Raw genomic sequence first — 20,872 nt, forward strand, 5'->3', positions numbered from 1 at the left:
GAAGTAACTGGAGGGAATGCATTGACGAATAAAGTTTTTATGCTAATGACATTCATTGGGGTTCCAGTGTCTGTGATTGGAACCGTGATGCACTGGTCGAGCATTATATTATTTATCCTGTACTGTTTAACGATTGTCGCCTTATCAAGTTTTATGGGGAGGGCAACGGAGAGTCTTGCAATTGTCGCTGGTCCTCGGATTGGCGGACTGTTAAATGCAACTTTTGGAAATGCGGTTGAGCTAATCATTTCCATCTTCTCCTTAAAGGCAGGTCTTGTAGGAGTGGTTTTGGCCTCGTTAACCGGTTCAGTACTAGGAAACTTACTGCTAGTTGCAGGGCTTTCCTTTTTTATTGGCGGTTTAAAATTCAAGCGCCAGGAATTTAATGTTTATGATGCCAGACATAATTCCGGCTTGTTAATGTTTGCTGTCATGATTGCCTTTGTTATTCCAGAAGTATTTTCCATCAATATGGATGATTCCAGTACACTAACCCTGAGTATTGGAACATCGGTTATTTTGATTCTGTTATACTTAGCTGCTCTTTTCTTTAAGCTGGTAACCCATCGTGGAGTCTACCAATCGGGAGCCCCTAAAGAGGTCCATGACGAAGAGGTTCCCGAATGGGGGAAAGGGAAAGCAATCGCTGTCCTCCTCATCGCAACGCTTGCCGTCGCTTATATTTCAGAACACCTTGTTCATACGTTTGAATATGTTGGAGACACTTTCGGCTGGTCTGAATTATTTATTGGGGTCATTATTGTCGCTATCGTTGGAAATGCCGCAGAACATGCCTCTGCCGTTTTGATGGCCTACAAAAATAAGATGGACGTTGCAGTTGAAATTGCGATTGGCTCTACTCTACAAGTGGCGATGTTTGTTTTGCCAGTGCTGGTTCTAGTTTCACTTCTCTTTGAAACGTCGATGCCGCTTATTTTCAGCTGGCAGGAATTAATCGCCATGGTTTCGTCAGTCCTATTAATGGTGGTTATTTCGAATGACGGCGAGTCCAACTGGTTTGAAGGATTAACATTACTAGCTGCCTATGTCATTATGGGGATTGGATTTTTCTTGTTATAGAAATAGAAAAGACTCTATGCCAAATGGTATAGAGTCTCCTTTTTTACAAACTTTTTCAATGTACAGTAAATGCTCATCCATGTGCTATAATAATTCAGCACTATTTTTTAAGGGTTCTAAATCAATCGTTTTCATTTTGTGGGTACCATCAATCACCAACCTTCATGTTTAGTGGAAACTAATAGAAAAACACGAGTGTTGAATTTCATATAAGACGGGAATCCCAACCTCCTTAAGCTAAGTAAAAGTAAGTATATCGTAAACCGATTGATTACTGCCCTCCTTTTTTTAAGGTTAAGTTTATTATAATTCCTATTTAAAGTTTTGTAAATAATCAGATTATTACAATTTTGTTACTTCTGAACCAATACTTAAGGAGCGAGAAATGAAATTTACGATACGATTACTATTTTTCATTATTGGGCTAGCAATCATGACCTTTGGTGTATGTATGACCATAAAGGTTGCGGACATTGGAGTGGGGGCATGGGATGCATTGAATGTTGCCCTGACAGAAAAAGTGGGGCTATCGGTAGGGAAGTGGGTCATGATTGATGGGGTTATTTTAGTCTTTGTTAATGCCCTTTTAGTAAAAAGAAGACCAGATATCTTCTCTCTCATGACGATCATTGTGATTGGCTTGTTAGTCGACTTTTGGCTCGATACTGTTTTCAATTTGTTTGATGTTGATGGCCTGCCAGTGAAACTGCTCATGCTATTGCTCGGAATTTTAATTATCGGTTTTGGTGCCTCTATCTATTTACAGGCAAAGTTTCCCCAAAGCCCGATTGATAACTTTATGCTAGCGATTAAGGAACGGTTTCATGTTAACTTGATGGCAGCAAAGACCATTGGTGAAATTACTGCATTGATTCCGGCTTTTTTCTTACATGGACCTATTTCCTACGGTACTCTTATTATTACGTTCACAGTTGGACCAGCCATTCAACTGTTTTTTCCCTATTTTGAAAAATTTATGCAGCATTTGCAAATGAAATATTCATAGTATGGCTAAAAAAGTCTTAGAGGGAAATGGATAATATGAGGGAACTCCGAAAAAACTACTAGCAGACTGATTAATGTTCTTAGTGAAAGGAGTTCCAACTCGTGAAGAAAAATGTTTCTTTACTTATGACACTGCTCTTAATGTTAACCTTTATACCGTCTGCTTTTGCTCAAAAAGCTCCGGTAAAGCAATCTGCAGTAAAATATCAGGTGCCGCCATCGGTTCGTAACATTTCAAAAGAAAATACGTATCCGAATTCAACACAGGACTTGCCATTGCTGCAGCCAAGTGATATGACAAAAAAACTGATTAATTCTTCAAGAGTTAAAATTGAAAACCCTGATCTGATTCGGATGCTTAATGAGTCAAGCATTAACAGTTCACCGTTTGCAATTGGGTATAGAGCCATTATTTATCTGGGTCAGTGGCCATTAAACTACGAATCATCGGAAACTTCCCCAAACTGGGAGTATCAAAAAATTAACACCAACTATTTTGATAATCGTGGCGGCAAAACCCCGTATCAAATCAAGTATGTACAGGAATCACAAAAGGTTATCAGAGGCGGTTTGACTTCTAAGATTCCCGATGCAGAAGAAGTTAAAAAGATGATGTTGTTGAAGGCAATGGAAAAGACTCGTCTTCCGCTAGCCTTTGAAACCATTATTGGTACAGGGACCAAGAATGACCACATTTACAATATCCCGCCAAATCGCTTGGGTTATTTATATGCTTATGCGCCAGGGGTGAATGAAAAAGGAAAGGTAACCTACGGGGAAGTCTATTTGATGCTAAAAGGAAGTAAAAAGTTTATTGTGATCAAAAACGTTACATCCCAAGGTATTGGTGCCTGGATCCCTGTACAGGATTATGTTTCCTTTGGCTTTGCGGCCTCTGAACGGCCAAGATAATCGTGTGGATTTTTTAGGGCTCCTCAAACCGAGGGGTTCTTTTTTTTGGAAAATGGGTAAAATATGATTAATCCATTGCCAAAGTTGTTATATTTCGATAGGATGGAACGGTAATGAAAGGAGTGATCATTTGGGCAGCCCAATTCAGAATAAAAATACACAAGTGGATTTCCTAAAACACCGTTTAAACATGTTTATTGATGTACTTGACGCGATTGATCCAGAAGAAACGGATTTAGAGGATATTGATCGTTTAATCTCAATGCTCGACGAGATGGAGTCTAAGTGCCGCGAATTTACTAATCGTGAAGTAAGTGAGTCTGTTTAAGAACAGGCTCTTTTTTACTGGGGAAATTTCCTTTAATTCTAATGGTTATAGGAGTATAATGTAAGCGTGTAAATAGTTGTAAAATTAAAAATAGATAAAATTGCAGACAAGGGGAAAGGGGTACTCGAATTGAATATCGAAAAATTTCAAGAAAGCATGTACGAGCTAATTGTTGAAACATCAACGAAACTCCCGAAAGACGTTCGCCGTGCTGTGTTAGCGGCCAAGCAAAAAGAAAATGCAGGAACAAGTGCCGCAATGAGTCTTGCAACGATTACCAACAATATTAAAATGGCTGACGATCAAGTTTCACCAATCTGTCAGGATACTGGTCTGCCCACTTTTAAAATTAAAACGCCAGTGGGTGTTAACCAATTAGAAATCAAAGAAGCGATTAGAAATGCCATTGTCCTCGCTACAAACGAAGGGAAATTGCGCCCGAACTCCGTTGATTCCTTAACAGGTAAAAACAGTGGTGATAACCTGGGTGCCGGGGTACCGGTCATTAAATTTGATCAATGGGAAAAGGACTATATTGATGTCCGATTAATTTTAAAAGGCGGCGGCTGTGAGAACAAAAACATTCAATACAGCCTGCCATGTGAATTAGAAGGACTAGGCCGTGCGGGCCGCGATCTTGATGGTATCCGCAAATGTATCATGCATTCTGTTTACCAGGCACAGGGCCAAGGCTGCAGCGCCGGGTTTATCGGGGTAGGTATCGGCGGTGACCGTTCATCAGGTTATGATTTAGCAAAAGAGCAATTATTCCGCTCGGTTGAAGATGTGAATCCAAATGAGGATCTTCGCAAACTAGAAGAGTATGTAATGGAAAATGCCAATAAGTTAGGAATTGGAACGATGGGATTTGGCGGCGAAGCAACCCTTTTAGGTTGTAAAATCGGCGTTATGAACCGGATTCCAGCCAGCTTTTACGTTTCAGTTGCCTATAACTGCTGGGCATTCCGCCGCTTAGGTGTAAGTATCGATGCTTCGACAGGTGAGATTAATGAATGGGCTTATCAGGATGGCGAGTTTATTGATTTCGCTGAAACGGAAGCTGAAAAGGAAACAGCTGCTGCGTTGTCTTCTGATGTGATTACGTTAGAGGCACCGATAACAGAAGAAAAGATTCGCTCGTTAAAAGTTGGCGATGTTGTTCAAATTAATGGTTTAATGTACACCGGTCGTGATGCGATTCATAAGTATTTAAGTGATCATGAGGCACCGGTTGATTTGAATGGACAGGTTATCTATCATTGCGGTCCGGTTATGTTGAAGGACGAGGCTGGCAATTGGCATGTAAAGGCGGCCGGTCCGACAACTAGTATTCGTGAGGAGCCTTATCAAGGTGATATTATGAAGAAGTTTGGTATCCGTGCCGTGATTGGTAAGGGCGGAATGGGACCAAAAACATTGGCAGCCTTGCACGATCATGGCGGTGTGTATTTGAACGCGATTGGCGGCGCTGCTCAGTATTATGCGGACTGTATTAAAGGCGTTGAAGGCGTTGATTTGATGCAGTTTGGTATTCCTGAAGCAATGTGGCACCTTCGTGTTGAGGGCTTCACGGCCGTTGTCACGATGGACTCACACGGTAACAGCCTGCATGCCGATGTAGATAAGTCTTCATTGGAAAAGTTAGCTCAGTTTAAGGAGCCGGTTTTTAAATAAGAGAGGTTTGGGGATAGGCGTGAGTTGGGCGCCTGTCTCTTTTTTATTGAAGGAGATTGGTAAAAAAATACAATTTTTGTTGAATTATCTTTGGATTTTGTAGAATTAAGGTCATTATATTTTTAAGTGGTAATTAATTACCAGATTTTGTAGAATTGAAGCCTTGATTTGTAGAATAAATTGAATAATTGTAGAATTCCTCCACCGTTTTGTAGAAATCAGCATCAACTTTGTAGAATTCCTATAACGAGATGCCCTATTTTATTAATTTCACAAAAAGTTCATGTAATTATTAAAGGATAATTCCTCAAATAAAACGAAAATACTCTTCATTATGAAAGGAGGCATGAATTTTGTTTGTTAAAAACTTTAAAGTAACAATTATTTTGCAAAAAGCGGAAGCTCTTGAGAAAAGAATCCCCCCAAATCATCCTAGAATTTCCGATTTAAAGTCTTTTATCAAAAATTTACGATCAGGATATAATGGCGAAAGGAAAATAAATTATTACTTAAACCAAATACCGCCGCAAAGGTTCTATATTTTCCACGATCTTCGTCTACAATATGGTGAGAATGCCTACTTCCAAATTGATGCCCTGCTTCTCTGCTCGAGAGGAATATTTATGTTAGATGGTAAAAATCACTCAGGAAAGCTAACTATAGAACCTAATCAAATGATCCAAGATTACGATGGAAAAAGAGTTATTTATGAAAATCCTATTTCCCAGGGCAACCGACACAACCTGTTGTTAACTTATTTTTTAGATAGATATAAGATACCATTTGTCCCAATAGAATCCCTTGTGGTGATTTGCAGATCCTCAACTGAATTAGTTATTAGTCCTGGATATACAGAAGCTGCAAAGAAAGTTTGCCGGTTAAGTGACTTACTAAAAAAATTAGATGGACTTTATCACCGTTATAATCGAGAGCTACTAGATAACAAAATCTTGGAAAAAATAAAAAAGCTGCTTCTAAAGAAACATACACCATTAAATACAGACCTCTATGAGAAATTTAAGATTTCAAAAACTGAAGTAGTTACCGGCGTCCAATGTCCCAAGTGTCTTTCTTTTTCAATGGACTATCATAGGAAGATTTGGCAATGTCCTACCTGCAAATTTGTTTCCCAAGATGCCTATCTGAATGCAGTAAAAGATTACTTTTTGTTAGGAAATTCCTCGTTTACAAACATGGAATTACGGTCATTCCTTCACGTTCCATCTTCGCGGGCCACCACCTATACCATATCGTTATTAAATTTTCCTTATACAGGTTCAACCAAAGACCGCTTCTACCACCCCCCTAAAGATTTCCTATAAATACTAATCATCCTTTTCCCTTTAATAACAAACACTAAAATCAACAAAATAATAGGGGGAACATGGATGAAACGCTTAATCACCTTTCTTGCCATCATGTGCTTATTAATCCCGACAAGTACTTATGCAGCAGTAACCAACCAGTCGATTAACTGGGGGTTTAAAAAAGCCCAAAACGAGATTCCGCCGGAAGCGGGTGCTCAGTATGATCAACTCTTAGCCAAATACGGGGCTTTTTATAAAGGCGACCCTAACTCAAAGATCTTATATGTTACCTTTGACAGCGGCTATGAAAATGGCTACACTCCGAAAATTCTTGAAGTCTTGAAAAAAGAAAAAGTCCCAGCAACTTTTTTTGTGACAGGCCACTTTTTAAACTCACAGCCTGAACTTGCCAAGCAGATGGTAAAAGAAGGGCATATCATCGGGAATCATTCCTGGAGCCATCCAGACTTTACAGCTGTTGGTGATGCAAAAATTCGGGAAGAGCTTCAAAAGGTTAAGGTTAAAACACAAGAAGTAACCGGGCAAAAAGGCATGAAGTATCTTCGCCCGCCTCGGGGTGTATTTAGTGAACGGACCATGAAAATTGCCAAAGAAGAGGGCTACACACATGTCTTCTGGTCACTTGCGTTTGTGGACTGGAATATTAATCAGCAAAAAGGCTGGCAGTATTCTTATAATAATATTATGAAACAAATTCACCCAGGCTGTGTTCTCCTGCTTCATTCCGTTTCAAAGGATAATGCTGATGCATTAGAACAAGCGATTAAAGATTTGAAAAAGAGGGGCTATAAATTTAAAAGCCTTGATGATTTTCCTAAACCGAAATAAACGCGAAAAGCCGAATTCAAATTGAATTCGGCTTTTCACATTTTCTACTCTTAAAAAAAGTCTTTTACTATAATGAAACTATTTTGTTGACATAATAGAATTTCTGGATTAATGTAAAAAAATAAACAATACCGATAAGAATATGGGGGATTAATTGTGAGAAAATATTTACTATCTATTGTAAGCATACTTTTATTGTTTGCACTAGCTGCATGTAACAATACAGAGAAAAAGAATGATTCAGCATCAACTGCTAATAAATCACTTTATGATCAAATTAAAGCGAAAGGTGAAATAACAATAGGTACAGAAGGTACTTATGCTCCATTTACCTTTCATGATAATAACGATAAATTAACCGGTTTTGATATTGAAGTTGCGTCAGAAGTATTTAAGCGTCTAAACATTAAACCGAAATTTATTGAAACGAAATGGGACGGAATGATTGCCGGCCTTGATGCGAAACGTTATGATATGGTTGCAAACGAAGTGGCTGTTCGCCCTGATCGCCTTGAAAAATACGATATGTCAGATCCTTATATCGCTTCAAAAGCAGTATTAATTGTAGGATCAGATAATAATACAATTAAATCGCTTGATGATTTGAAAGGTAAAAAAGTTGGACAGTCATTAGATAGCAATTACCGAGTCATTGCTGAAAAACATGGAGCAACTAATACAGTAGTTGAAGGTTTTAACCAAGCAATTGATTTGATTACATCTAAACGTATTGATGGAACCATTAATGATAGTCTTTCTTATTTAGATCTAAAGAAACAACGTCCTGATTTACCAATTAAGGTTGTTTATACAGAGCCAAACGCTACACAAAATGCTTTCTTATTCCGTAAAGACAACCCTGAATTAGTTAAGGCTGTAAATAAGGCATTAGCAGATATGAAAAAAGACGGAACCTACTTGAAAATTTCCAAGAAATACTTTGGAGAAGATGTTTCTAAGTAAAGGATTGATTCAAATTGATGGCAGATGATCGTTTACATCGGATAATGGGAATCCTAAGTGATTCCTTTTTTCCACTTTTAAAAGCAGGATTGTATTTTACAATCCCTTTAACATTGATTTCTTTTGTACTGGGGATTATTCTTGCTTTCTTGACTGCTTTAGCACGCCTGTCGAGTATAAAGCAATTGAATGCAATTGCGAGATTTTATTTGTGGATTTTTCGCGGTACACCATTATTAGTGCAGCTTTTTATCCTCTTTTATGGATTACCAAGCATGGGAATCACATTAAATCCATTTCCGGCAGCCGTCATCGGCTTTACCCTAAATGTTGGTGCGTATAGCTCTGAAATCATTCGTGCGGCCATCCAATCCATCCCTAAAGGACAATGGGAGGCTGCCTTTTCAATTGGAATGACAAAGTCGAAGGCGATGCGCAGAATTATCCTGCCGCAAGCAATAAGAGTATCCCTGCCGCCGCTTGGGAATTCTTTTATCAGTCTGGTAAAAGATACCTCCTTAGCAGCGACGATTACGGTTACAGAAATGTTTCAAAAAGGTCAACAAATTGCATCAGTTACGTATGAACCCCTATGGTTATATATTGAAGTGGCATTTATTTATTTGATTTTTTGTACCTTCCTATCTAATCTGCAATCGAAGCTTGAGCGGCGCTATGAAAAAGGCGTTGCTAGATAATGGAGGGAGGGAAATATATGATTTCAGTTGAAAAAGTGGCAAAGCGATTTGGAGAATTGGAGGTCCTTCGGGAAATCAATTTATCCATCGAGAAAGGCAAGACAGCCGTTATTATCGGTCCTTCCGGTTCAGGCAAGACGACATTTTTGCGCTGCTTAAATTTACTAGAAATTCCTGAGGCAGGAAAAATAACTTTAGGCGAAAAGTCCATTGATTTTTCAGGGAAAACAAAATTGTCATCTTCGACAATAACTTCCTTTCGACAGCAATCAGGAATGGTATTTCAAAATTATAATCTGTTCCCGCATTTAACAGCACTAGAGAACGTAATGGAAGGCCAGGTTCATGTCTTAAAGCGAGAAAAAACAGCAGCTCGAGAAAAAGCTTTGGCTTTACTAGACAGGGTGGGTTTACGAGATAAAGCGGATATGTATCCGCATCAATTATCGGGTGGACAACAACAACGGGTGGGGATTGCTCGTGCGATGGGGCTGGATCCAGCTGTGTTGTTATTTGATGAACCAACCTCTGCACTTGATCCGGAATTGGTCGGAGAGGTCCTAAAAGTAATGAAAGATCTGGCAGATGAGGGGATGACGATGGTTGTGGTAACACATGAAATGTCATTTGCTAAAAATGTCGCGGATCAGGTCATTTTTATGGACCAAGGGGTTATTGTAGAAAAAGGAACACCGGAAGAAATATTCACCAATAATGAAAACCCAAGATTGGTTCAATTTCTAAATAAAGTGATTAGCAGATAGAATAAATTTTATCTTGCAAAAGAAGGCAACTAACCCATTTGGGCAGTTGCCTTTTTACGTTTTTTTATAAAGGAATTGCTTGTCCTCAATACCTCAGTAGCCATTTACCAAGCCGGATTCAACAGAATTCGGCTTTTCCATATAAAACATGCTATAATACAACTCAAGCTTTTTTATAAATTTGGAGTGAGAAAAATGAAAACCGAACAAGGTATTAAAATACAATTAAAACAAACCTTTCCGTTAACCATCAAAAGGCTCGGGATCAATGGAGAAGGCGTGGGTTATTTTAAAAAGCAGGTCGTTTTTGTGCCTGGTGCTCTTCCTGGTGAAGAAGTAGTCGTAGAGGCAACCAAAATTAACCCCAAATTTGCCGAGGCACAAATTAAAAAAATTCGTGTAAAATCACCGCATCGTGTTCAGCCACCCTGTCCGTTTTACGAGCAATGCGGCGGCTGCCAGCTTCAGCATTTGCAATACGGTCAGCAATTAAAAGAAAAACGGGATATCATTATTCAATCCCTGGAACGGCACACGAAGCTGAATGTCGCTAAACTTGATATTCGCGAAACGATCGGGATGGAAAATCCTTGGGGTTACCGGAATAAAAGCAGCTTCCAAGTAGCACAGAAAAATGGTAAGGTCTTAGCTGGATTATACGGCATGAATTCACATCAGCTTATTGATATTGAGCATTGTGCGGTCCAGCATTCGCAAACAAATGAGGCGGTAACAACTGTAAAGTCGATCCTCCAAGACTTGCAGATCCCTATTTATAATGAAAAAACTAGAAAAGGAATCGTTAGAACCATTGTTGCACGTGTAGGTGTGGAAACAGGCGAACTTCAGGTTGTCCTGATTACCACCCAAAAGGATTTGCCTAAAAAGGAGTCTATTATTGAGGAAATACAAAAAAGACTCCCTAAAGTGAAATCAATCGTTCAAAATATAAATGGTGAAAAAACCTCGCTTATTTTTGGGGCAGAAACCCTTGCTCTTGCAGGTGAAGAATTTATTCAGGAGACACTGGGTGATCTGCAATTTGAGCTTTCGGCGAGAACTTTTTTTCAATTGAATCCGATTCAAACGGTCAAGCTCTATAATGAGGTTAAAAATGCAGCAGCCCTGACTGGTAAAGAAAAGGTAGTCGATGCTTACTGTGGTGTCGGGACAATTGGATTATGGCTTGCTGACCAAGCAGCAGAGGTCCGCGGTATGGACGTTATCCCTGAATCGATTGATGATGCTAAGAAAAATGCCAAGCGACACGGGTTTACTAATACAAAATATGTCCCGGGTAAAGCGGAAGAGGTATTGCCGAAATGGGTCAAAAAAGGATGGAAACCGGATGTGATCGTGGTCGATCCACCAAGAACCGGACTAGACAATCAGCTCCTTCAAACCATTTTGCAGGTGAAGCCAGAGAAGCTTATTTATGTTTCTTGTAATCCTTCTACTTTAGCAAAGGATATTCAGACTTTAAGTACGAAGTTTGAGGTGAAATATATTCAACCTGTGGATATGTTCCCGCATACCGCGCATGTGGAGTGCTGTGTGTTGCTAAAATTACGTTAAATAATAGCAGGTGGTAACGAGAATCTGTAAAAGATTCTCGCTTTTCCGTCTGCCTTTATTTCAATCTTTTCAATTAATCTGTGTAGTAATTCGGGTGTTAAAACCTCAACCTTTGCAAAATGTTTAAGTTCTTTTTGAACAAGTCGGATTTGTTCCGGATTCTTGGCATTAGAAATTTTGCTCTCTATTTCTAACTTAGATTGTAGATGGAAAGTTAGAGTTTCTTCATTCATTTCTACAGCTTCTCTATACTCCTGTTGAGTGATAACCTCATCAGCGAGGAGCTGAATCAACTTGGTTTTTTGTTTTTTTAGATTAGTTATCTTTTGATTAATGGCTGTTGCCTCTTTTTCAAGTTGCGCAAATTGTTTTTTAATTTTTGACTCTAGCTTTGTTAAAACATTCTGTTCAGATACATCAGCTAATAATCTTTGTACATCTTCAAGGATTGCGCTCATAAGTTCATTTTCTTTTACATGATGATCAGAGCAGGCTTTACTGCCGTGTTTATTATAAGACCCGCAAATATAACCGCGGCGGTTTTTTTTGAAATGCAATCCTTTACCACAGTCTGTACAAAATAAGGTATTTGTAAATAAATGTACTTCAGCATATGGCCGTTTTCGCTTCCGAGTTTCTATCAAAGATTGAACTGCTTTAAAGTCTTCTTTACTGACAAGTGATTCATGCGTGTTTTCAACAACAATAAATTTATCGCTTGATAAGTTTTCTCTTACCTTGCTAGTTACACTTCTACTTGTTTGGCGGCCTTGTACCATATCGCCAGTATAATGTGGGTTAGTAAGGATGCATCTAATTCCTGAACCGTGCCACTTATCACTACCGTTAGATTTGTTAGCAATTGCGACAAACCAAAAGAGCCTCAACACGGAGTAACGGTTGTCAATACGTTACGTGAAGCATTATCCATAGTTGGATTTGACCCACCGTTTTTATTAGTCGGACATTCGCTAGGCGGTTTATATGCAAATCTATATGCACGACTCTACCCGAACGAAGTAGCAGGTATTGTGTTTGTAGAATCTAGCCATCCGAATGATTTAACTCTCGAGCAATTTCAAGGGAAGGCCATAAAAACCATCGACACCAAAACGATTATAGGAAAAAACTGATGCTGATTCCGAAATTTCTGGTAGTATTCTCACCCAGCCTTCTATTGGTCCCGAACCTCCGTTTATGAGAACAATATTTGGTTTTCCGTTTCCACTAATATTGTATTGTAACTGCCCTTTTGATGTTTCCATTTTAGATTTTACAATTTTCAATGGCCACACCTCACTTAGTTTATTGACCTTCACCTGTCTTTACGTTTATCATAGATAATTGGTTTCAGAATGTTCTCACTTTGTTTGCGTTTCTTTCCTTAACTATCAAGATCACTCAGCTGCTTAGGCAGCTTTTTTGTTGTTTAACTAAAGGGGGCAGAACTAACGCACCCATTAGTTTAAGAACATTATTTCACAATCATACAAAAAGCTTTTAACAGCTTTAGTTTTTTCTCACTTTATCATACCTTCTTTTTAATAAGATAAAGAGTTCATTAGTTTCCAGTTCAGGAAATTTTTCAGTTATATTACTGAAAAAATCTTGGATTGATTTTAACGCTCCATCTAAGAATTCCTCTTTATCTATAATAAAGTTACTTTTTATTGGCATATTTTCTTGAAATAAAATATTCTTACCGTCATACCAATGTACTTTTATACCTTCTTCAACGTCCACAAAATCTGTATGCATATATAATTGAATTTGGTTATTTTCATTTACCACGACTATTTTATAAATGTTTGGTGATTCCCCTAATTCATATAAGCCAGGTTTATCTGAGTCTGCAAAGAAATTTAACAAGTGATTGACTATATTAAAAATTAGATACTTCATTTTGGATTCAAATGGAATCCTTCCGTTCAAAGGTGTTTGTAAGTAATTCAAAAAAAAACTATTTTCTCTATAAGTTATATCTATAAAACCATTTAAATGTAAGTATGGGTCAAAATCTGGTTCAGTTAACCAACTTCTTAGCGTTGGCGATTCTACTATTTGAAAATTAATCCTAAACATTTATAAACCCCTTTTTCGGAACTTCGTTTTACTTTCTGGAACTACTTTCTATATTGTAATTTATTATTCCTTCTTCAACAAACCTGCCCCGTTAGTGCAATAATAAAAAACAGGATTGCCGTAGCAAATCCCGTTTATTTTACCTTTTAATTGATTTAAAAATGAAATAAATAACTACTGCACTTACTCCGATAGATAACAATAATGGTATCCAAGTTCCTATTCCGACCATTTTATTCCCCCCTGTGAACTATTACGTTTCATATGTAAAAAGGTTACAATATTTTCATAATAATGGGCTTTCTTCTTCAACTAAACTGCATCTTTAGTTCAAGATGAAAAGGGTGCTTCTCTAAAGAAAGCACCCGAACAAAACGGATTCATAAAGGGGCTAAACTCTTTTTTTATATAAAGTGCAAGCACAAAAGGAATCAGAGGAAAAAGAATAAGCAGTCTCAACCAATTCTCTGCACCACCAAAATATAGTAAAGGTAAAATGAGGAAGATTCCACTGTATATTAAAGCTTTCCAAGATTTTTTCCATAAAACCCAATATTAATAATAGAAATGAAGCAACAATTAAAAACCAAAAAATAAAGCCCACCCAATAGAACCCCATTTGTATTCCCCCTATATATGTCTAATAAATTATATTCTGGAAGAAAGTACAAATTCCTACTTAAACTAACCTGCCAGTTACTTGAATAAGCAACTCGGTTTTATTACACCTTTTGTTCGAAATGTACAGCAACTATCTTTTTTTATATAATTCCATGGTTGTCCATTTCAATAGAAATCGTTTTGTCATATGATGTATTACTTCTTTAATAAAGGAGGTGTTACATTATGCATCATTTTGCTTTAATCGTAGTGCTTTTCATCCTTTTAATTATTGTTGGTACACATTTTCATAGAGTATACTAACCTGATACAGGTTGAAACAACCACATATAGCAACGATCATTAATAGAAGCGTCAAACCACGCTTCTATTTTCTTTTATTATCCTATTTCACTTAAAGCAGGCATCTCTTATTGAACTATCCTGCCCCGTTAATACAATAAGTGGTGCTTGATAATTAAGTATTAATATTAGCATTTATACATTTTTCATTAAGACTTCTTTAAATGCCAGTAATAATTAACAATATTGACAATATCGTTAAAATGTATTTATTTAAATATATTGAATCCTTTTCTAGAGAGAGGAGATGTTACATGTCAAATATGATTACTGTAAGGATGGCAAAAGAAGAAATAAAAAGGCTTCAAGATTACATAGATTTAGCGGAACTGTATGAGGCGAACACACTGGATAAGCTAATAATAAAAGAATATGCTTACAGCAACAGTATAGCCGAAGTGGTTCGTGTATTGGACCGCCGTGGCATTCAGCTAGACGATAAACCAGTAGACAAAGAATATGTAACAAGTGTTATAAAAGGTAAGACAAAGGATGAACTTCATCGAATATTAAAAACGGGGTATTTAAGAAAAACAAAACACTCTAGATGCTTGAAATGACAGTAATCTACGGGAATAAGAAGTGGACGCCATTTTTGGCGTTTTTTATTTGTGTATACTAGAACTCTTGTTCGTATATAATATTAAAAAAGGAGGAGATTATATGGCGATACGTGATCGCGGTATAGTTAAATGGCAAGCGGCATTTCAGTTGCCAGAATTGGTGAAGACACAGTGCGATTTTTGGCGGGATACTGAGCGGGAAAGGAAGCCAATCATTGACGAACATAAAGCAGAAGAGTTCGATTTACGGATTATTTACGCAATGGAATATAACCACTCCGTAACGCTGACGATATGGGTCGAGGGCTTTACGAAGGAAATGACAGGGCGAATACACCTTGTTGATCCAGTAACACATGAGCTACGGATTGAAGTTAAAGACGGAGAGTTTGAGCGGGTGGCATTCGAGAATGTTGTAGGTGTAAAGGTCGTTAGTTAGTCTGAAGGAACACGATTAGTAAAAAGGATTCCGACTTCGATAAAGTATTAAACCGTTAGTGTTTCAAGCACTAGCGGTTTTTTTGTTGGTCTTCTAAAACCATTTTAATGTTTTTTATTTTCCTATTTCACTTTGAAAATTTCAATCCTAATTTGTAGGGTCATACCGGTCATACCGCTTAATCCTTATCTTTTATTTTTTCATAAAAGTCGTCAAATTTACAGTTAAGCAGCTCCGCAAGTAATAAACCGGTTTCGGTGGGAATGAATAACTCAAATTTTTCATATTTCCGTAACTGGCGTGGAGATACCTTTATTTTTTCTGCTATGTAATCTTTTCTTAATCCGCTTTTTTTAATAAGTACCTCGATGTTACATTTCCACATTATCATCACCTATAAAGATAATACCCCAAAATGGGTGCAATTCCTTCATGAATGTTTAGGGTTAAAAAATCACCTTATAAATTCATATAAATATACCTCAATTATTCATATATAGATAATACCAGTCATACCATAGAGTAAATAATCGAAAGGAGGAGAGATAAGTGAGCAAAAACAAGGTCATTAAATCAGTATCATTCAATGTTACTAACGAAGATGATAGGCTGTATTTAGAACGAATCGAGAACGTCAATTTTAGCGGTTACGTAAAGCGACTGATCGAGAAGGATATGCGGCAGCGGAAAGTGATAAAATCTGAAAGAACACCTGTTCAAGCACCAAATGATCATACCGCAATCGTTACGAAAGGGACTCCGTTAATACTGAAAACGGAGTAGCCTCTTCTCTTGCAGGCACTTTGTAACAGTGTAACACGCTTGACATTGTCAATTGTCATGACGATTGGAAAGGGGGTCTTATAACTTGATAGAAGGGAAGGGACTAGGCGGAAAGAAAATTCATCGGGTGAACGTGTCGCTAACGAATAAGCAAGGGTACAAGCTGAATCGACTTGCAATAGCTTGCAATATGAAGCCAACGACTTTGGCTGGGCTGTTAATCGAAATAAGTTTGAACAATGCAGGGCTGGTGGACAAACTGCAGAAAGAGTACTGGACACAAACATCGTATAGGGTAATCCTCATTAATAATGGTGAAGGTGAGCTAGTTTACCTATTAAACGGCAGGGAGGATTGTTAAATGAATTGGGTGAGTTTTTTTTCAGGGGTTTTGACAGTTTTAATAACATATGCATTATTTAGTTCAATTTTGGAGGATGAAAAAGAAGAAATCATTGTAGAGGATGGAGCGGGAGTTCAAATCAAAGATTTATCTGGCAAGTATGTCACTCTTTCCTGTCAGACATGCAGGAAATTAAAAAAGCATCGTGAAGTAGAAACAAACCTTTACCAGTGTACGAAATGCAAGCGGCATGTAGATTTGCGGTGAGAAACCGATAATATTGAGAGCACTCTTCCATTTGGGAAGGTGCTTATTTGTAACCACTCTTCTAAATGAAAACTGATTAATAAAATTCCTAAATTGGGGAGCTTGACTCCTAAAATAGAGATAGCCTCTTCAGCATCTAAACCATGTTCTAAAGCGGGCGTCGAACGTAACATATAAAATCACAAGCACAAATATCAACTGCTGGATTGAAGTCGGTGCTTTAATAGAAGAAAAAACATCCAAATAAAAAACTGACTCAAAATAGTCGTCAATCAACGACCTTTTGAGTCAGCCTCGCTTTTTGATTATAGACCAGGATAATCCTTGTGTATGAAAATATAATATCCATCTGCTTCTCCATTTGAAAGTTTAATAGGACTTCTTCCATAGGCAGATTTTGATGCTAGCAATGTACCATATTGATTATATTGTCTGAGCGTTCCGGTTGTTTTACGTTTGTATGGTTTAAATGCTAAATAGCCTTCTTCACCATAAGCAATATTAAAACCATAAGTGCTAGTGCTAGTTAGTGTACTTGTAAATGTAAATGAAGCTCCAGCTTTTATTGCTTTTATTTCTGAGTTTGCACTTACACTATATGCTGTAGCTACGCTAATCATTTGCCCCTTTGCAATATTACATCCTTTCGATGCAGTACATTTAACCCCAGCTGTTACAGCAATAGGATCTCCATAATATTTAACTGCTGAACTTTCAGAATAAGTCCAATATGTAAGAGTCCCTTCGTATTGAGGTCCGCCTTTTACGATCGGTGGCTCAGCATACTCTATTGTAGAATTTTCAACTTCCATGGTAGCTTCTGTATCAGCTAAATATTCCTCTTCGGAAACTGGAACCAATCCTTCTTCTGTACTCTTATAAGGTGTTATGACAGAACCCATGTCAGGATCATAAAATGAGTCCGTAGTATTTGTCTGCGTGGTATCTGTTGGTACCTCTCCCTCGGCATAACCCAAAGTAGTAAATGTTGTAAGTCCAAGGGCTAGTATTATAGTTAAAACCATTCCTTTTGCAAAATTTTTCAAAAAACCATCTCCCCTTCGTGATATATTTACATTATTTCACAAAAAAAGGATGAAAATGGTACTGATAATTTAATACAAAAATCTACACTATTCGACTTGCTTGATATAATAATAGAAATTTGTTTTAGGGTCTACGGTCGGTTTTATATCGCCAGTCTCTGTTGAAATAACTTCACTTGGCTTCGTAGCTACTCCTAAATATAGTTCATACTTATTATTAGAAGTAGTTGTGAGTGTAGTATGAGTCTCTATATTATAATCTCTATACTTAAGAATTACTTTTTGAAGATTTCGTTCCCATTTATATTTATTGTCTTTTTGAAAAACTGTAGCAATACCTACTCCGTCACCTTCATTTGCATGGAACTTAAAGAGAATAATCTCTTCTTTATCAAGTTTTATTCTATCAATAATATCATTTGCTGAAATTTCTTCTTCTTTTAAAAGGTTAGTAATCATTTGTTTTTTGCTGTCAAACCATCTACTTGATTCAATACCACCTTCAACTTTTGTATTCGAACAGCCAAGTAAAGATAAAAGGATAAGTAAAACAGCCATAATCTTTTTCATAATATACCTCCATATATTCTATTTCTCGTATAAAGAAACACATTAGTTCTAAATACTGGTCGTTGCTTTTTTACTGATAATCTCCTTTTGCATTTTTTGTTACCTAAGCTTATATTAAACATGAATGTAGAAAAATTCCTTATGTTTTTTCAAAAAAACAGAAAAAATTTTGTCAATTTTGCAAAGACAGCAACGATTTCAAGCATTGCCTTTCCTGATTTAATAACACTAGAGGTAATGGCAACACCCAAAATAAAAATGAATGAGACTGTGCTACAGCAGGATGAAAACCCCGCCAGTTTCTTATAGGGTTTTTATTTTTCCTAAAGTTGCGAATTACAAAGAACATAGATTTATGGGCTTGACCACGGACCAATAGGAGGGTATAATGTTGAACTTTTATTCTTGATTGCAATTAGACAAAGCTTTTCAAGAATTGATTGAAAGAGCTAAAAAACTCTCTTTCAGATAATGTCATCCTTGGTTTTTGTCCGCAAAACATTAGATATTAATTTATTAAGATTTTTGGATTTTCTTTAAAACGGTGTTTTTATTGGGCGTTTAATTACTATTTAATTTTATTCAATTAGAAATTGAATGAGCGGCATGATGTAAACATTCTGCAATAAACTGGTATCTCTTAGGGATCATTTCTATTGCCTGTATGCGCTAAACATTTTTATCCAATTATCGTCCATTAAAAATAATTCAACTTTAATAATAAAAATCTTTATTGATCTCTGCGCTCATATAGTAAATTTTGAGGTCATCAAGGTCATTATGACCCAGGTGACCTCAAAAATAAATAAAACGTAGTGTGTCGTTATTAAATAAGTCTCCGTAGGGTTAGCTGACTGAGAAAATAAAATGCACCTGTCCACATATATTTTTTTACTTAAAACTTCCCCCAAAACCTCCCCCAACAAATTGGGGGATAATACATTATTCTACAAAGCAGACAAAAATAAAAAACCCTAGAAGTTGAGTAATATCAACGATTCTAGGGTTTTCCTTTTTGCATTTAACAACTCGTATTAATTAACGAAAGTAGCACTCAACTAGCTGACCAAATTTTGTTTTTGCAGAACTAATTATACTACCCCGATTTAAAAATTTATGCATGAATGTTCGGCAACAAATTTTTATCTTATACCCCATAATTTAATCCAGGTACATTGAAACTTTTATAGGATGGCTATTCTTTATTTTGATTTGATAGAAGGTACAATGGCGATTTTTTACTTTTATAAGTGTCTAAAAGTTGTAAGTTCTGTTCAGTGTGAAAAACAATTGTATTTTCACCTTTTTTATTTGTTATATTTGTCTAAAAGTTAGTATATAATTAATGTACAGGAAGTTATATATCTTTTAGACAGGAGTGAGGGTAATGGGGGAACTTATTGGATATGCAAGGGTAAGTACATTGGACCAGGATTATTCTCTCCAAGCTGAACAGCTAGCAAAGTATGGCTGCTCTAAGATTTTTCAGGAAAAGAAAAGCGGAAAGAACACCGGACGTCCAGAACTAAAAAAAGCGTTGGAATATCTAAGGGAAGGTGACAAACTTGTCGTTTACAAGATTGACCGCTTGGCACGATCAACAAGAGATTTGCATAATATTGTTTATGACTTGCAGGAAAAGGGGATAGGTGTTGTTTTCATAAAAGAGCAAATTGATTTTTCAAGCGCTGCTGGAAAGCTAATGTTTACCATGCTGGGTGCTATAGCGGAATTTGAAAGGGATCTAATCAACGAACGGACCAAAGAAGGGCGTGAAAGGGCAAGGGAACAAGGTAAGCATTTAGGAAGGAAAGGGCAGGATACAAAGGAAGTAAAAAGAGCATTAAAGCTATTCGCTGAGCGAGAAAGGAATGGATTGAGCGTAAATGATATTTCAAAACAAACAGGCGTGCCACGCTCAACCATATACGCTAAAACAAAGGGATGATGGGGGCCAATATATAGTTGTAACAAGAAAGGAACAAGAGAGGAACAAGGGACAAAATAGAATAGAAAACAATCTTATTGAAAATGGACAAGTCTTCTTTTTTTAAAAAGAGAAATATACTAATTTAGTGCATGAAACTAAAGGATGGCGATACTTCAAAAAAGGAAGGTCGCCTTTTTCCTTTTGTACAAGAAAGATTGTGAAACTTTGTACTTAAACTATCGATGCAGGTTTGTTGAAGAAGGTATTTATCATCTAATATTGAATAATTTGTTATAACAGAAAATGTAAAATTTTTAGTTTTGAGTTAATAAATACAAAGGAGGAATTAAATTGAGCGAACTTAAACTGATTAATACTTACAAAAATGAGCTACTAAATTACTCTTTGGAACAGCTAAGATATATTGATGAAGAAGGGGTTTGGTCCATCGGGCAAATGTATGATCATTTAATCCTTGTTGCCCATGAGTATCTAGATAATATGGAAAAATGCACTACTTTAAATGATGAACACCCCCTTGGGAAAACGGAGTTTGGTGAGCATTTATATAAAATCGGAGGGTTTCCGCCAATTAAAATTAGATTACCAGATGAACTAAATACTCCACCTAATAATTCGGATAGCAAAGAGGATCTTATCGGCAGAATGGATCAAGTAATTCTAAGATTGAGCCAAGGGGAATCGAAAGTAGATCATATAAACCCATAATA

The 20,872-nt window shown here is 36.9% G+C and carries 26 protein-coding genes; 20 read left to right on the forward strand and 6 right to left on the reverse strand.

Going from position 1 to position 20,872, the window contains the following annotated elements; genetic code table 11:
• Positions 1 to 21: 21 nt before the first annotated feature.
• From cax to rlmD, 11 genes are all read left to right on the forward strand, one after another.
• Complete coding sequence (cax, locus tag J7E81_RS30025) at positions 22 to 1,080, forward strand: calcium/proton exchanger (protein WP_215047795.1); 1,059 nt, start codon at positions 22 to 24, stop codon at positions 1,078 to 1,080.
• A 385-nt stretch (positions 1,081 to 1,465) separates the two neighbouring features.
• The gene (locus J7E81_RS30030) at positions 1,466 to 2,086 is read left to right on the forward strand and encodes a YczE/YyaS/YitT family protein (RefSeq protein ID WP_215047796.1); all 621 of its coding nucleotides are present in this window, start codon (positions 1,466 to 1,468) and stop codon (positions 2,084 to 2,086) included.
• Positions 2,087 to 2,187: 101 nt separating this feature from the next.
• On the forward strand, positions 2,188 to 2,997 hold the full coding sequence (locus J7E81_RS30035; protein ID WP_215047797.1) for a YfkD famly protein: 810 nt from the start codon (positions 2,188 to 2,190) through the stop codon (positions 2,995 to 2,997).
• A gap of 130 nt (positions 2,998 to 3,127) precedes the next feature.
• Entirely contained in the window at positions 3,128 to 3,325 is a 198-nt protein-coding gene (locus J7E81_RS30040) for an SE1561 family protein (protein ID WP_215047798.1), read from the forward strand.
• Positions 3,326 to 3,454: 129 nt separating this feature from the next.
• The gene (locus tag J7E81_RS30045) at positions 3,455 to 4,999 is read left to right on the forward strand and encodes a fumarate hydratase (RefSeq protein ID WP_285292072.1); all 1,545 of its coding nucleotides are present in this window, start codon (positions 3,455 to 3,457) and stop codon (positions 4,997 to 4,999) included.
• A 353-nt stretch (positions 5,000 to 5,352) separates the two neighbouring features.
• Positions 5,353 to 6,321: a nuclease-related domain-containing protein gene (locus tag J7E81_RS30050; RefSeq protein WP_215047799.1), complete on the forward strand. Its 969-nt coding sequence runs from the start codon at positions 5,353 to 5,355 to the stop codon at positions 6,319 to 6,321.
• Between the two features lie 66 nt (positions 6,322 to 6,387).
• Positions 6,388 to 7,155: a delta-lactam-biosynthetic de-N-acetylase gene (pdaA, locus tag J7E81_RS30055; protein WP_215047800.1), complete on the forward strand. Its 768-nt coding sequence runs from the start codon at positions 6,388 to 6,390 to the stop codon at positions 7,153 to 7,155.
• Positions 7,156 to 7,311: 156 nt separating this feature from the next.
• On the forward strand, positions 7,312 to 8,118 hold the full coding sequence (locus J7E81_RS30060) for an amino acid ABC transporter substrate-binding protein (protein ID WP_215047801.1): 807 nt from the start codon (positions 7,312 to 7,314) through the stop codon (positions 8,116 to 8,118).
• A 17-nt stretch (positions 8,119 to 8,135) separates the two neighbouring features.
• The gene (locus tag J7E81_RS30065) at positions 8,136 to 8,816 is read left to right on the forward strand and encodes an amino acid ABC transporter permease (protein ID WP_215047818.1); all 681 of its coding nucleotides are present in this window, start codon (positions 8,136 to 8,138) and stop codon (positions 8,814 to 8,816) included.
• Positions 8,817 to 8,833: 17 nt separating this feature from the next.
• Positions 8,834 to 9,580, forward strand: a complete 747-nt coding sequence (locus J7E81_RS30070) for an amino acid ABC transporter ATP-binding protein (protein WP_215047802.1) — start codon at positions 8,834 to 8,836, stop codon at positions 9,578 to 9,580.
• Between the two features lie 195 nt (positions 9,581 to 9,775).
• Positions 9,776 to 11,155 carry a 23S rRNA (uracil(1939)-C(5))-methyltransferase RlmD gene (gene rlmD, locus J7E81_RS30075; protein ID WP_215047803.1) on the forward strand — a complete coding sequence of 460 codons (1,380 nt, stop codon included), beginning with the start codon at positions 9,776 to 9,778 and terminating at the stop codon, positions 11,153 to 11,155.
• Here rlmD and J7E81_RS30080 read toward each other — a convergent pair.
• A complete protein-coding gene (locus J7E81_RS30080; RefSeq protein WP_308162314.1) occupies positions 11,152 to 12,045 on the reverse strand; it encodes a recombinase family protein in 894 nt (297 codons plus the stop codon). The genes rlmD and J7E81_RS30080 overlap by 4 nt on opposite strands.
• Here J7E81_RS30080 and J7E81_RS31205 point away from each other — a divergent pair.
• On the forward strand, positions 11,983 to 12,288 hold the full coding sequence (locus J7E81_RS31205) for an alpha/beta fold hydrolase (RefSeq protein ID WP_215047805.1): 306 nt from the start codon (positions 11,983 to 11,985) through the stop codon (positions 12,286 to 12,288). The two genes, J7E81_RS30080 and J7E81_RS31205, sit on opposite strands and share 63 nt — an antisense overlap.
• Here J7E81_RS31205 and J7E81_RS30090 read toward each other — a convergent pair.
• Both J7E81_RS30090 and J7E81_RS30095 read right to left on the reverse strand, forming a co-directional pair.
• The gene (locus J7E81_RS30090) at positions 12,217 to 12,441 is read right to left on the reverse strand and encodes an alpha/beta hydrolase (protein WP_251028980.1); all 225 of its coding nucleotides are present in this window, start codon (positions 12,439 to 12,441) and stop codon (positions 12,217 to 12,219) included. The genes J7E81_RS31205 and J7E81_RS30090 overlap by 72 nt on opposite strands.
• A 223-nt stretch (positions 12,442 to 12,664) precedes the next feature.
• Positions 12,665 to 13,237, reverse strand: coding sequence for a hypothetical protein (locus J7E81_RS30095; protein WP_215047806.1), 573 nt, complete (start codon positions 13,235 to 13,237; stop codon positions 12,665 to 12,667).
• Between the two features lie 846 nt (positions 13,238 to 14,083).
• Here J7E81_RS30095 and J7E81_RS30100 point away from each other — a divergent pair.
• The 3 genes from J7E81_RS30100 to J7E81_RS30110 all read left to right on the forward strand — a co-directional run bounded on the left by J7E81_RS30100 (position 14,084) and on the right by J7E81_RS30110 (position 15,202).
• Positions 14,084 to 14,161 carry a YjcZ family sporulation protein gene (locus tag J7E81_RS30100; RefSeq protein ID WP_205182225.1) on the forward strand — a complete coding sequence of 26 codons (78 nt, stop codon included), beginning with the start codon at positions 14,084 to 14,086 and terminating at the stop codon, positions 14,159 to 14,161.
• A 293-nt stretch (positions 14,162 to 14,454) separates the two neighbouring features.
• Complete coding sequence (locus tag J7E81_RS30105; protein WP_215047807.1) at positions 14,455 to 14,760, forward strand: hypothetical protein; 306 nt, start codon at positions 14,455 to 14,457, stop codon at positions 14,758 to 14,760.
• 103 nt (positions 14,761 to 14,863) lie between these two features.
• On the forward strand, positions 14,864 to 15,202 hold the full coding sequence (locus J7E81_RS30110) for a YolD-like family protein (RefSeq protein ID WP_215047808.1): 339 nt from the start codon (positions 14,864 to 14,866) through the stop codon (positions 15,200 to 15,202).
• 178 nt (positions 15,203 to 15,380) lie between these two features.
• Here J7E81_RS30110 and J7E81_RS30115 read toward each other — a convergent pair whose 3' ends face one another.
• The gene (locus tag J7E81_RS30115; RefSeq protein ID WP_215047809.1) at positions 15,381 to 15,587 is read right to left on the reverse strand and encodes a helix-turn-helix domain-containing protein; all 207 of its coding nucleotides are present in this window, start codon (positions 15,585 to 15,587) and stop codon (positions 15,381 to 15,383) included.
• Between the two features lie 164 nt (positions 15,588 to 15,751).
• Here J7E81_RS30115 and J7E81_RS30120 point away from each other — a divergent pair, with 164 nt between their 5' ends.
• The 3 genes from J7E81_RS30120 (at position 15,752) to J7E81_RS30130 (ending at position 16,595) form a co-directional block, all read left to right on the forward strand.
• Positions 15,752 to 15,985, forward strand: coding sequence for a hypothetical protein (locus J7E81_RS30120; protein WP_215047810.1), 234 nt, complete (start codon positions 15,752 to 15,754; stop codon positions 15,983 to 15,985).
• 85 nt (positions 15,986 to 16,070) lie between these two features.
• The gene (locus J7E81_RS30125; protein ID WP_215047811.1) at positions 16,071 to 16,346 is read left to right on the forward strand and encodes a hypothetical protein; all 276 of its coding nucleotides are present in this window, start codon (positions 16,071 to 16,073) and stop codon (positions 16,344 to 16,346) included.
• Positions 16,347 to 16,595: a hypothetical protein gene (locus J7E81_RS30130; RefSeq protein ID WP_215047812.1), complete on the forward strand. Its 249-nt coding sequence runs from the start codon at positions 16,347 to 16,349 to the stop codon at positions 16,593 to 16,595.
• 305 nt (positions 16,596 to 16,900) lie between these two features.
• Here J7E81_RS30130 and J7E81_RS30135 read toward each other — a convergent pair whose 3' ends face one another.
• Positions 16,901 to 17,641 carry a DUF6060 domain-containing protein gene (locus J7E81_RS30135; protein ID WP_215047813.1) on the reverse strand — a complete coding sequence of 247 codons (741 nt, stop codon included), beginning with the start codon at positions 17,639 to 17,641 and terminating at the stop codon, positions 16,901 to 16,903.
• Between the two features lie 87 nt (positions 17,642 to 17,728).
• Positions 17,729 to 18,211, reverse strand: a complete 483-nt coding sequence (locus J7E81_RS30140; protein WP_215047814.1) for a hypothetical protein — start codon at positions 18,209 to 18,211, stop codon at positions 17,729 to 17,731.
• Positions 18,212 to 19,598: 1,387 nt separating this feature from the next.
• Here J7E81_RS30140 and J7E81_RS30145 point away from each other — a divergent pair.
• Positions 19,599 to 20,159, forward strand: coding sequence for a recombinase family protein (locus J7E81_RS30145; protein WP_215047815.1), 561 nt, complete (start codon positions 19,599 to 19,601; stop codon positions 20,157 to 20,159).
• 333 nt (positions 20,160 to 20,492) lie between these two features.
• A complete protein-coding gene (locus J7E81_RS30150; RefSeq protein ID WP_215047816.1) occupies positions 20,493 to 20,870 on the forward strand; it encodes a DinB family protein in 378 nt (125 codons plus the stop codon).
• Positions 20,871 to 20,872 lie beyond the last annotated feature (2 nt).

It is taken from the genome of Bacillus sp. ISL-18, assembly GCF_018613415.1.
Taxonomy (GTDB): domain Bacteria; phylum Bacillota; class Bacilli; order Bacillales; family Cytobacillaceae; genus Neobacillus.

What these genes read in the sequence shown, in the direction of transcription:
- J7E81_RS30030 (WP_215047796.1), top strand. Translation starts at nt 1,466, where the DNA reads ATGAAATTTACGATACGATTACTATTTTTCATTATTGGGCTAGCAATC.
- pdaA (WP_215047800.1), top strand. Translation starts at nt 6,388, where the DNA reads ATGAAACGCTTAATCACCTTTCTTGCCATCATGTGCTTATTAATCCCG.
- J7E81_RS30065 (WP_215047818.1), top strand. Translation starts at nt 8,136, where the DNA reads ATGGCAGATGATCGTTTACATCGGATAATGGGAATCCTAAGTGATTCC.
- J7E81_RS30070 (WP_215047802.1), top strand. Translation starts at nt 8,834, where the DNA reads ATGATTTCAGTTGAAAAAGTGGCAAAGCGATTTGGAGAATTGGAGGTC.
- rlmD (WP_215047803.1), top strand. Translation starts at nt 9,776, where the DNA reads ATGAAAACCGAACAAGGTATTAAAATACAATTAAAACAAACCTTTCCG.
- J7E81_RS30095 (WP_215047806.1), bottom strand. Translation starts at nt 13,237, where the DNA reads ATGTTTAGGATTAATTTTCAAATAGTAGAATCGCCAACGCTAAGAAGT.
- J7E81_RS30100 (WP_205182225.1), top strand. Translation starts at nt 14,084, where the DNA reads ATGCATCATTTTGCTTTAATCGTAGTGCTTTTCATCCTTTTAATTATT.
- J7E81_RS30105 (WP_215047807.1), top strand. Translation starts at nt 14,455, where the DNA reads ATGTCAAATATGATTACTGTAAGGATGGCAAAAGAAGAAATAAAAAGG.
- J7E81_RS30110 (WP_215047808.1), top strand. Translation starts at nt 14,864, where the DNA reads ATGGCGATACGTGATCGCGGTATAGTTAAATGGCAAGCGGCATTTCAG.
- J7E81_RS30115 (WP_215047809.1), bottom strand. Translation starts at nt 15,587, where the DNA reads ATGTGGAAATGTAACATCGAGGTACTTATTAAAAAAAGCGGATTAAGA.
- J7E81_RS30130 (WP_215047812.1), top strand. Translation starts at nt 16,347, where the DNA reads ATGAATTGGGTGAGTTTTTTTTCAGGGGTTTTGACAGTTTTAATAACA.
- J7E81_RS30140 (WP_215047814.1), bottom strand. Translation starts at nt 18,211, where the DNA reads ATGAAAAAGATTATGGCTGTTTTACTTATCCTTTTATCTTTACTTGGC.
- J7E81_RS30145 (WP_215047815.1), top strand. Translation starts at nt 19,599, where the DNA reads ATGGGGGAACTTATTGGATATGCAAGGGTAAGTACATTGGACCAGGAT.